This is a genomic window from Croceitalea marina, from assembly GCF_042684265.1.
Taxonomy (GTDB): Bacteria; Bacteroidota; Bacteroidia; order Flavobacteriales; family Flavobacteriaceae; genus Croceitalea; species Croceitalea marina.
In genome coordinates this window covers 77,876-90,466 of sequence record NZ_JBHULB010000002.1, presented here as the reverse complement: position 1 = coordinate 90,466, position 12,591 = coordinate 77,876, and the positions used below count along the sequence as shown (strand labels likewise).

Below are 12,591 nucleotides of genomic sequence, written 5' to 3'. Positions count from 1 at the left end.
TTTCCACTTGGTGGTACATAGCCTTCCGTGGGCTGGCCCTCTACATTATCGGGAATGCCGTCATCATCCGAATCAATGTCCAAGTGATCTGGTATGCCGTCTTCGTCCGTATCAGGACATAAAGTTGGGGCTATTCTAAGAGTAATTGCATTTGATGATGCAGAACTTGTTGTGAAAAATTCCAAACTAGATCCAAAGGATATAGATTCCCAAAGAAGGTCTTCACTATTATTTGCACCAGAAAATGCATTAACAGAAAAGACATTACCATTATTTTCCTCAATTAATCCCCTCCTTAAACTAGAAATCAACTTATATGGTGAATTGTCCAAAGCAACAATACCATCAGAACTACCTAAAAGCAATCCTTTAGAATGAATAGCTTGGACCCTAACCGGCACAGTACCTGAAAAATTAAACTGTACTGGATTATCACTTTGGATTCTAAAATTACGGAAATTAGAGGTCATCCCATTAGTAACACTAACTAATACACTACCATCTGGAAGATTGAATCTGGAACTTATATCAAAATCCGTAGTGGATAAACCCGATGAATTATTTGAAAAACCTAAATCTAAAGGTCTTATTGTTTTAAAACCTAAAGAATTACACTCAACAGTATCTAGAATACCATCATTATCATCATCGATATCTACTATATCTGGAACTCCATCACCATCTGTATCCGTTTTATTATTTTCTTCTTCAGTCTTTGGATCTCTATTTACCAGAAAATTAAAATCCATTACCCAACGACGTTCGTCGCCCTCAGGACCAATCCAACCCCATCCAGATAAACCTTCAGCTCCCTGATTTGAGTCCCAAAGTGCTCCACCAGGACCTACCTGAACTCCATATTTGGGAGTGTTAGGATCATTAGGGTCAGGTCTATGAGTAACCTTATATGTCCCTTCACCCAGACAATCGCTCCCTGTCGATGTTATATAACTCTGAATATCATCAATCAAGTAATAACTTAGGTTTTCACCAATAGCATTTGAACAACCTTCCGACTTAAACTCTCCATCAACATTCTGCCAATCATTCCAGCTTCGTTTATCCTTTAATAGAACATGCACCTCTACCAAACAATCTCCTTCACCATATTTAGTAGACCCTGAGATTAATGCGGTACCATTATCATATTCAGTAAAAATTAAATTATTATCCCCTAGTGAAGAAAAGAAACCATTACTATAATCCGGATTTGAAGAAGTTGACCACCAAAAATTAGCGGCAGGAAGATCATTACACCTATCAGCGTCTATAATATCATAGCTATTCGTTTTAGATTCATCTAACACTCCGTAATTACCTTTTTTATTAAATGACAAGAACAGAAACCCTATTATTGAAAGCAATAAAAGCCTAGGAAAAATAATAGTTGACGTAATTTTTTTCATAAATGATAGTTTTCTCTTTTCAACTAATCACCATGACATTACGCAGGTTTTACTATGTAAGAATTAAGGGACAATTTTTGACACCGCAAGATATTTAAAAAAACACTCAGACAATGCCAAATGCATAGTTAGTTTTAATCTACTTCATCTCCTACTTTATTCGATAAAACGCAGCTCATTAGACCTAACCTGCAATTATCGATTTACGTTTAAAAAGTACGAATAGATTTTTCTTTTAGTAAATTATTAAGAACCATAGTAATAAGAAACACTCTCTTCAAAGAAGTCACCATTATTTAGAAGTAGTTCCTTTATCAAATAAAAAATCATCGTAACAAGTCATTATAAATCAATAATTTTGCGCAAATTTTTTAGATGAGTTTTGAAAAAGAAATAGCGCGTCGCAGAACGTTTGGAATTATATCTCACCCAGATGCAGGTAAAACTACATTGACCGAAAAACTTTTATTATTTGGAGGTGCAATTCAAGAGGCCGGTGCAGTAAAAAATAATAAAATAAAGAAAACGGCTACCAGTGATTTCATGGAAATCGAGAGACAACGTGGAATTTCGGTAGCGACCTCTGTTCTTGCGTTTATTTATAATGATAAGAAAATCAATATTTTAGACACTCCAGGGCACAAAGATTTTGCTGAGGATACTTTTAGAACCTTAACCGCGGTAGATAGCGTTATTGTTGTGATTGATGTTGCTAAAGGTGTTGAAGAACAAACTGAAAAACTCGTAGAAGTATGCCGAATGCGTAACATACCCATGCTTGTTTTTATAAATAAACTGGATAGAGAAGGAAAAGATGCTTTTGACTTATTGGACGAAGTAGAACAAAAGTTAGGACTAACCGTGACTCCATTAAGTTTCCCAATAGGGATGGGTTATGATTTTAAAGGGATTTATAATATCTATGAAAAAAATATCAATCTTTTTAGCGGAAACAGCAAATCAAATATTGAAGACACTATAGCTTTCGACAATATAGATAGTCCAGAACTTGAAAAGATTATTGGTGAAAACGCCGCTTCTGATTTAAGGGACAACCTTGAACTTGTAAATGGGGTTTACCCCGAATTTGACAAAGAAGCATATCTCAATGGAAAACAGCAGCCCGTATTCTTTGGTTCGGCACTAAATAATTTTGGTGTTCGCGAATTATTAGATTGTTTCGTACAAATAGCTCCTCCGCCCAGACCTAAAAAAGCTGAAGAGCGTATTGTAGACGCCCATGAAAAAGACTTTTCTGGTTTTGTTTTTAAGATCCATGCTAATATGGACCCTAAGCATAGGGACAGACTAGCATTTATAAAGATAGTTTCAGGTACATTTGAGCGTAATAAACCGTACCTACATGTTAGACACGGAAAAAATCTAAAATTCTCAAGTCCGAATGCTTTTTTCGCCGAAAAAAAAGAGATTGTAGATATTTCCTATCCTGGTGATATTGTTGGGCTTCACGACACTGGAAATTTTAAAATTGGTGATACCTTGACCAATGGCGAAGAATTGAACTACAAGGGTATTCCGAGTTTTTCGCCCGAACATTTTCGGTATATCAACAATGCAGACCCACTAAAATCCAAACAGCTCTATAAAGGCATAGACCAACTAATGGATGAAGGTGTAGCTCAGTTATTCACACTTGAACTAAATGGCAGAAAAGTTATCGGAACAGTGGGAGCCCTTCAATATGAAGTAATTCAATACCGTCTAGAGCATGAATACGGGGCTAAGTGTACTTATGAAAACTTTCCTGTACACAAAGCATGCTGGGTAGCACCGGAAAGCGACAATGATGAATTTAAGGAGTTCAAAAGGGTAAAACAAAAATTTCTAGCTATCGATAAAAGAGGGCAACTGGTGTTCTTGGCAGACTCACAGTTTTCTTTACAAATGACGCAACAGAAATACCCAACGGTAAAGCTACATTTCACTTCTGAATTTGATATTTAAACCCTATATCTAATTAAGAATATTTGACTCTTTTTTTTGTATTTTACTGGGTATTAACCAATAAACATACATTTTATGACCACTGAAGTAATTAAAAAACCACCCACATGGTTTTGGGTGGTAAGTGTTATTGCCCTTTTATGGAACTTAATGGGAGTAGGTTCTTATCTAATGGATGCTTACGTAAGTATTGAACAATTGGAGGCCATGAGCCAAGAAATGCGTGAACTTTATGAAGGTCGCCCAGCTTGGGTAACTGCATGCTTTGCTGTTGCCGTATTTGGGGGAACATTAGCCTCGATTGCCCTTTTATTAAGAAAAAAATGGGCAAGGCCAGTTTTTATTATTTCACTAATCGCAGCAATTGCCCAATTCACACATTGGCTTTTTATGACTAATTCAGTAGAAGTTTATGGAACAGGAGTTTACATAATGCCAATATTAGTTATTGCGTTTGGTGTTTATCTCGTTCTTTTCGCAAAAAAAGGAATTGCGAATGGTTGGCTTAAATAAACCAATAATTTGAAAGTAATTAAAAAAAGCCCTGATTAATAATCAGGGCTTTTTTATGCTTCTCCAGTAGGTCCAAAGTTTAATGGAATTGGAGGTTGTTCATAGTCTTTTATTGTTCCATGCGTTTTTTCAAAGCGCTGCACATTATCATTTAATGCTTTTAAAAACTTCTTAGCATGCTGCGGCGTTAATACAATTCTGCTCTTTACCTTAGCCTTTGGGGCTCCTGGCATCATACTAATAAAGTCTACAACAAATTCTGAAACAGAGTGATTAATAATAGCCAAATTTGAATAGATACCTTCTGCGGTCTTTTCATCCAATTCTATATTAATTTGTTTTTGGTTTTGATTCTTATCTGCCATAAGCTTAGGTATTAAAAAAGAAAACCCTGACGGTTGGGCCAGGGTTTCTATTATTTAGAATTTAAACTCCTCTTTTCGAGCCATAATTTCATCGTACTCCTCTTTGGAACCAACAATGATATTTTCATAATCACGCATACCTGTACCTGCAGGAATCTTATGCCCTACAATTACATTCTCTTTCAATCCTTCTAGAGTATCTACTTTACCGCTTACGGCAGCTTCGTTCAATACTTTAGTGGTTTCTTGGAACGATGCAGCAGAAATAAACGATTTCGTCTGTAACGATGCCCTTGTAATACCTTGAAGTATTGGTGTTGCAGTAGCTGCAACGGCATCCCTCGCAGAAACCAAAGTTTTATCCGCTCTTTTCAACAATGAATTCTCATCTCTTAATTCTCGGGCAGTAATTATTTGACCCGCTTTTAGGTTCTCTGAATCACCTGCATCCTCAACAACTTTCTTACCAAAAATCTCATCATTTTCAACGATAAAATCTTTTTTATGAATTAATTGATTCTCTAAGAAAATTGTATCACCGGCATCTTGAATACGTACTTTACGCATCATCTGTCTCACAACTACTTCAAAGTGCTTATCATTAATTTTCACACCTTGTAGTCGATATACTTCTTGAACTTCGTTCACTAAATACTGCTGTACAGCTGAAGGGCCTTTAATTGCCAAAATATCCTCAGGGGTAATAGAACCATCAGAGAGTGGCATTCCTGCACGAACGTAGTCATTCTCTTGAACTAAAATCTGGTTAGAAAGTTTAACTAAGTATTTCTTGATTTCGCCAAGTTTTGACTCAATAATAATCTCTCTATTACCTCTTTTGATTTTACCAAAAGAAACTACACCGTCAATTTCAGAAACAACTGCTGGATTAGATGGGTTACGCGCTTCAAACAATTCGGTAACTCTTGGTAGACCACCCGTAATATCACCTGCCTTAGCAGACTTACGCGGAATCTTAACCAAAGTTTTTCCTTCTTGAATCTTTTCACCATCATCTACCATGATATGCGAACCAACCGGAAGGTTATAAGAACGTAATGTTTCTCCTTTGGCATCTTGAATTAATAAAGTTGGAATCAACTTTTTATTTCTAGATTCAGAGATTACCTTCTCTTGGAAACCTGTTTGTTCATCGATCTCAACCTGATAAGTAACACCTTGCTCAATATTCTCGTATGCAATTTTTCCGGTAAACTCAGAAACGATTACACCGTTATATGGATCCCATGAACAAATTACATCTCCTTTTTTGATTTTAGCGCCATTCTTAATAGCTAGCATAGAACCATAAGGAATATTATTTGTACTTAAAGTAATACCTGTTTTTGCATCTACTACTTTAATCTCTGATGTTCTTGATATTACAATTGTTGATTTTCCTCCTTCACCATTATCTCCTTCTACAGTTCTTAAATCTTCAATTTCAGCAACACCGTCGAACTTGGCTTCCAACTTATTATCTTCAGAAATGTTACCTGCAATACCACCAACGTGGAAAGTACGCAGTGTTAACTGTGTACCAGGTTCTCCAATAGATTGCGCCGCAACAACACCAACTGCTTCACCTCTTTGTACCATTTTATTGGTAGCTAAGTTTCTTCCGTAGCATTGCGCACAAATACCTTTTGGAGCCTCACATGTTAATGGTGAACGCACTTCAATCTTTTCAATCGGAGATGCTTCTATTTTGGCAGCATCAGATTCATTAATGATTTGACCTGAAGTCAATAACTCTTCTTGAGTAATCGGATCATATACATCATGTAAAGAAACACGACCAAGAATACGTTCTCCTAGAGTTTCAACAACCTCCTCATTTTTCTTTAAGGCTTTAACCTCAATTCCTCTTAATGTTTCACAATCTTCGATATTGATAATCACATCTTGCGAAACATCAACCAAACGACGTGTCAAGTAACCCGCATCAGCAGTTTTTAAAGCTGTATCCGCAAGACCTTTACGAGCACCGTGAGTTGAAATAAAGTATTCTAAAATAGATAAGCCTTCCTTAAAGTTAGAAAGAATAGGGTTTTCAATAATCTCACCTCCACCGGCAGTAGATTTCTTCGGCTTGGCCATCAAACCACGCATACCTGTCAACTGGCGAATTTGCTCCTTTGAACCCCTTGCACCAGAATCAAGCATCATATATACCGAATTGAATCCTTGGTTATCTTCCCTAATACGCTTCATTGCTAACTCTGTCAACATTGCATTTGTAGAAGTCCAAACATCAATTACTTGATTGTAACGTTCGTTATTCGTAATAAGACCCATGTTATAATTGGCCATAATACCATCGACTTGACCGTTGGCATCTTCAATCATTTCAATTTTTTCTTTAGGGATAATAATATCCCCTAAACTGAATGATAATCCACCTTTGAAGGCAAATTGATATCCCATGGTCTTAATCTTATCCAAAAACTCGGCAGTTCGAGGAACATCTGTGACCGCTAAAATATCACCAATGATATTTCTCAACGCTTTTTTATTCAATACTTGATTGATAAAACCTGCTTCTACAGGAACGTGAGTGTTAAATAAAACTCTACCCACGGTGGTTTCAATAATCTGATTTACCAACTCTCCTTCTTCATTAAAGTCCTTTGCACGAACCTTGATTCCGGCATTCAAATCAACTTTATTTTCATTGAAGGCGATTTCAACTTCCTCTGCTGAATAAAAAGTTAGTCCTTCTCCTTTTATTGGCAATTCTTTTGTTGATTTACGATGCTTGGTCATATAATAAAGACCAAGTACCATATCTTGAGAAGGTACCGTAATAGGTGAACCATTTGCTGGATTTAAGATATTTTGAGAAGCCAACATTAAAAGTTGCGCCTCTAAAATAGCCTCAGGACCTAAAGGTAAATGTACCGCCATTTGATCTCCATCAAAATCCGCATTAAATGCTGTACAGGCCAATGGGTGCAAACGAATTGCCTTACCTTCGATAAGTTTAGGCTGAAACGCTTGAATTCCTAATCTGTGTAATGTTGGGGCCCTGTTTAACAGCACAGGATGTCCTTTCAATACATTTTCGAGAATATCCCAAACTACAGGTTCTTTCTTGTCTATTATTTTTTTCGCAGACTTTACTGTTTTAACAATACCTCTTTCAATCAGTTTTCTGATTACAAAAGGTTTGTATAATTCAGCCGCCATGTCTTTAGGAAGACCGCATTCGTATAAGTTCAATTCAGGACCTACAACAATTACAGAACGCGCTGAATAATCAACACGTTTACCTAATAAATTTTGACGGAAACGACCTTGCTTACCTTTCAAAGAATCTGAAAGGGATTTCAATGGTCTATTTGATTCTGTCTTAACGGCAGATGCTTTTCTTGTGTTATCAAATAAAGAATCAACAGACTCTTGAAGCATCCTTTTCTCGTTACGAAGGATAACTTCCGGAGCTTTGATTTCCATCAATCGCTTTAAACGATTGTTTCTGATAATTACTCTACGATATAAATCATTTAAATCTGAAGTCGCAAAACGACCACCATCTAGAGGAACTAATGGACGTAATTCTGGCGGAATCACCGGAACTACCTTCATAATCATCCATTCTGGATTGTTTTCGCGATTATCTTGAGATTCACGCAAAGCTTCAACAACTTGAAGTCTTTTTAAGGCTTCCGTTTTACGTTGTTTAGAAGTTTCTGTATTTGCTTTATGTCTTAATTCGTAAGAAAGCTGCTCTAAATCAATTCTACCTAACAAATCAATTAGACATTCCGCACCCATTTTTGCGATAAACTTATTTGGGTCAGAATCTTCTAAATACTGATTTTCAGCAGGAATTGTTTCTAAAATATTCAGATACTCCTCTTCGGTTAAGAAATCCATTTTATTGATTTCTTCTCCCTCTGGTCCTTTCGCAATACCTGGTTGAATTACTACGTAACGCTCGTAGTAAATAATCATATCCAATTTCTTGGATGGAAGACCAAGTAAGTATCCTATTTTATTTGGAAGCGAACGGAAATACCAAATATGCGCAACAGGTACAACCAAATTAATGTGCCCTACTCTATCACGACGTACTTTTTTCTCTGTTACTTCCACACCACAACGGTCACATACAATACCGCGGTAACGAATACGCTTGTATTTTCCACAGGCACATTCATAATCCTTAACAGGACCAAAAATACGCTCACAGAACAACCCGTCACGTTCTGGCTTGTGTGTTCTATAGTTAATGGTTTCTGGCTTTAAAACTTCACCTCTTGACTCTGCCAAAATTGATTCTGGAGATGCCAATCCGATTGAAATTTTATTAAACCTCTTTGGTGCGTTATTATCTTTTATTCTAGCCATAATGCTATAAAGATGAAATTGTTAAAAAATGTTCTCTTTTAATAGTTTCTCAACTATTCTATTATTCTTCCAATCTGATATCTAAGCCCAAACCTTTTAGTTCGTGCATTAATACGTTGAAAGATTCTGGTAATCCAGGTTCTGGCATAGTTTCACCTTTTACGATCGATTCGTAGGTTTTTGCTCTACCAATTACATCATCCGATTTTACAGTCAAGATTTCACGAAGAGTGGCCGAAGCTCCATAAGCTTCAAGTGCCCAAACTTCCATCTCACCAAAACGCTGACCACCAAATTGAGCTTTACCACCAAGTGGTTGCTGAGTAATCAACGAGTATGGACCAATAGAACGTGCATGCATTTTGTCATCAACCATGTGACCTAACTTCAACATGTAGATAATACCTACTGTTGCAGCTTGATCAAAACGTTCTCCTGTTCCACCATCGTATAGATGTGTATGTCCAAATCTTGGCACACCTGCTTCGTCGGTTAAAGCATTTATCTGCTCTAATGTTGCACCATCAAAAATTGGCGTTCCATATTTTCTTCCGAGCTTTTCACCTGCCCAACCAAGAACCGTTTCATAAATCTGACCAATATTCATACGAGATGGCACACCTAGCGGATTCAATACAATATCAACTGGTGTTCCGTCTTCTAAGAAAGGCATATCTTCTTGACGAACGATACGTGCAACGATACCTTTGTTACCGTGACGACCTGCCATTTTATCACCAACCTTAAGCTTTCGCTTTTTAGCAATGTAAACTTTAGCCAATTTCATAATTCCAGCAGGTAATTCATCACCTACTGAAATCGTGAACTTATCTCTTCTTAGATTACCTTGAAGGTCATTCAACTTAATCTTATAGTTGTGAAGTAAATCGGCAACTTGAGTATTGGTTTTATCATCAGTAGTCCAGCTTCCTCCTATTAAGTGGGCAAAGTCATCTACCGAATTCAACATCTTAATGGTATACTTCTTACCTTTTGGTAAAACTTCCTCACCCAAGTCGTTCATAACGCCTTGCGAGGTTTTTCCGTTAATTAAAGTAAAAAGCTTCTCTACTAAAACGTCTTTAAGCTGTTCAAATTTTACTTCATAATCCATCTCTAGTTTGGAGATAGCCTCTTTATCTTCTGAACGCTTTCTTTTATCCTTTATCGAGCGAGAAAATAATTTCTTGTCTATTACCACACCTCTTAAAGATGGTGAAGCTTTTAATGAAGCATCTTTTACATCACCAGCTTTATCTCCAAAGATTGCTCGAAGTAATTTTTCTTCTGGAGTTGGGTCAGATTCTCCTTTCGGAGTAATCTTTCCTATTAAAATATCTCCAGGTTTAACTTCTGCACCAATACGAATCATTCCGTTTTCATCCAAGTCTTTTGTAGCCTCTTCAGAAACATTAGGAATATCATTCGTCAATTCTTCAGCACCTAATTTGGTATCACGTACCTCAAGAGCATATTCATCAATATGAATCGAGGTGAAAATATCTTCTCTAACAACCTTTTCAGAAATTACGATTGCATCCTCAAAGTTATACCCCTTCCAAGGCATAAAGGCAACTTTCATATTTCTACCTAAAGCAAGTTCTCCTTTTTCAGTAGCATAACCTTCACAAAGTACTTGGCCTTTCTTAACCTTATCCCCTTTCTTAACAATCGGCTTCAAGTTAATGCTTGTACCTTGATTGGTTTTACGGAATTTTATTAGGTTGTATGATTTATAATCTTCTTCAAAGCTTACTAACTTCTCGTCTTCAGTTCTAAGATATTTAACTGTAATCTTTTGAGCATCAACATAATCAATTATTCCATCTTCTTCTGCATTGATCAATACTCTAGAATCAGTTGCAACCTGACGTTCTAAGCCCGTACCTACAATCGGAGATTGTGGTCTCAATAATGGAACTGCCTGGCGCATCATGTTTGACCCCATCAATGCCCTGTTCGCATCATCATGTTCCAAGAAAGGAATTAATGAAGCTGAAATAGAAGCTATTTGATTCGGAGCAACATCTGTGTAATTAACTTCAGAAGGATCCACAACTGGGAAATCTCCTTCTTCACGTGCAATTACTTTTTCGACGTTGATAGTTCCGTCTTCTTTAAGTGGAATATTAGCTTGAGAAATTTTCATTCCCTCTTCTTCCTCGGCACTTAAATAAGCAAAATTCTTAGTATCGACCTTTCCATTCTCCACCTTACGGTAAGGAGTTTCTAAAAAGCCCATTGGATTAACCTTGGCGAATACCGATAAAGACGATATTAAACCAATATTTGGTCCTTCAGGAGTTTCAATAGGACATAGTCTACCGTAGTGCGTATAGTGAACGTCACGAACCTCAAAACCAGCTCTTTCACGAGAAAGACCACCTGGCCCTAATGCTGATAATCTTCTTTTATGCGTAATCTCTGCCAATGGATTGGTTTGATCCATAAACTGAGAAAGTTGGTTCGTACCAAAGAAAGAATTAATTACAGAAGACAGGGTCTTTGCATTAATTAAATCTATTGGGGTAAATACCTCATTATCACGAACGTTCATTCTTTCGCGAATGGTTCTTGCCATACGCGCTAGACCAACACCAAACTGAGAAGATAATTGCTCACCTACAGTTCTAACACGACGGTTTGATAAGTGATCGATATCATCAATCTCTGCTTTTGAATTGATTAACTCAATAAGGTATTTTATGATGGTGATGATATCTTCTTTGGTCAAGACTTGCTTGTCCATTCCAATATCAAGACCTAATTTTTTGTTCATTCTGTAACGACCTACCTCACCAAGGTTGTAACGTTGATCAGAAAAGAACAATTTATCAATAATACCCCTTGCCGTTTCCTCATCTGGCGGCTCGGCGTTACGTAATTGACGGTAAATATGTTCTACAGCTTCCTTTTCAGAGTTTGTAGGGTCTTTTTGAAGTGTATTATGAATAATGGCATAATCAGACTGCGTATTATTCTCTTTATGCAATAAAATAGTTTTAACATCTGCATCAACTATTTCATCGATATGCTCTTTTTCAAGAATGGTATCACGATCTAAAACAATCTCGTTTCTCTCAATAGATACAACCTCACCTGTATCTTCATCAACAAAATCTTCATGCCAAGTGTTCAAGACTCTTGCCGCTAGTTTGCGACCAAGTACCTTTTTTAAGCCAGCTTTAGAAACTTTTACCTCTTCTGACAGATCAAAAATTTCTAAAATATCCTTATCCCTCTCAAAACCAATTGCACGGAATAATGTTGTTACTGGTAATTTTTTCTTTCTATCAATGTATGCGTACATAACGCTATTGATATCAGTTGCGAATTCTATCCAAGAACCTTTGAACGGAATAACCCTTGCAGAATACAATTTAGTACCATTTGCATGGAATGATTGACCAAAGAATACACCAGGAGATCTATGCAACTGTGATACTACCACACGTTCTGCGCCATTGATAACAAAAGTACCACTTGGCGTCATATATGGAATAGTACCTAAATACACATCTTGAACTATAGTTTCAAAGTCTTCATGCTCTGGATCTGTACAGTATAATTTTAAACGTGCCTTTAAAGGTACGCTATAGGTAAGACCCCTCTCGATACACTCTTGTATCGAATATCGTGGAGGATCTATGAAGTAGTCTAAAAACTCAAGTACAAACTGGTTTCTAGTATCTGTGATTGGAAAGTTTTCCATGAAGGTATTGTACAAACCTTCGTTGCCTCTTTCGTCAGATTTCGTTTCAAGTTGAAAAAAGTCTTGAAACGACTTGATCTGAATGTCCAAGAAATCCGGGTATTCCGGTATGTTCTTAGCGGATGCAAAATTTACTCTTTCAGTCTGATTTGTGAACATCTATGGACAAATTTTGATAGTGAATTCTCTTTTGGGTAACATGTGCCATCACATGCTGCTATAAAAACAGGCTAAGGTCTGACCGTTTTTACGGAAAGACCTTAACCATATTATCTAT

General features: G+C 36.8%; 5 protein-coding genes and 1 pseudogene. 2 read left to right on the top strand and 4 right to left on the bottom strand.

The features are described 5' to 3' along the window. A pseudogene (locus ACFSQJ_RS00960) lies at positions 1 to 1,406 on the bottom strand (hypothetical protein); the annotation flags it as partial. A gap of 375 nt (positions 1,407 to 1,781) precedes the next feature. Between ACFSQJ_RS00960 and ACFSQJ_RS00955 the strand changes: the two are divergent. Together ACFSQJ_RS00955 and ACFSQJ_RS00950 are read left to right on the top strand one after the other, a co-directional pair. Beyond that, positions 1,782 to 3,371 (top strand): peptide chain release factor 3, encoded by a 1,590-nt coding sequence (locus tag ACFSQJ_RS00955; RefSeq protein WP_377764872.1) that lies wholly within the window; start codon positions 1,782 to 1,784, stop codon positions 3,369 to 3,371. A gap of 75 nt (positions 3,372 to 3,446) precedes the next feature. Beyond that, complete coding sequence (locus tag ACFSQJ_RS00950) at positions 3,447 to 3,884, top strand: hypothetical protein (protein ID WP_377764871.1); 438 nt, start codon at positions 3,447 to 3,449, stop codon at positions 3,882 to 3,884. Positions 3,885 to 3,937: 53 nt separating this feature from the next. Here ACFSQJ_RS00950 and ACFSQJ_RS00945 read toward each other — a convergent pair whose 3' ends face one another. From ACFSQJ_RS00945 to rpoB, 3 genes are all read right to left on the bottom strand, one after another. Then, positions 3,938 to 4,249, bottom strand: coding sequence for a DUF3467 domain-containing protein (locus ACFSQJ_RS00945; RefSeq protein WP_377764870.1), 312 nt, complete (start codon positions 4,247 to 4,249; stop codon positions 3,938 to 3,940). A 54-nt stretch (positions 4,250 to 4,303) separates the two neighbouring features. After that, positions 4,304 to 8,602, bottom strand: a complete 4,299-nt coding sequence (gene rpoC, locus ACFSQJ_RS00940; RefSeq protein ID WP_377764869.1) for a DNA-directed RNA polymerase subunit beta' — start codon at positions 8,600 to 8,602, stop codon at positions 4,304 to 4,306. 61 nt (positions 8,603 to 8,663) lie between these two features. Then, positions 8,664 to 12,473: a DNA-directed RNA polymerase subunit beta gene (gene rpoB / locus ACFSQJ_RS00935; protein WP_377764868.1), complete on the bottom strand. Its 3,810-nt coding sequence runs from the start codon at positions 12,471 to 12,473 to the stop codon at positions 8,664 to 8,666. Positions 12,474 to 12,591: the final 118 nt, after the last annotated feature.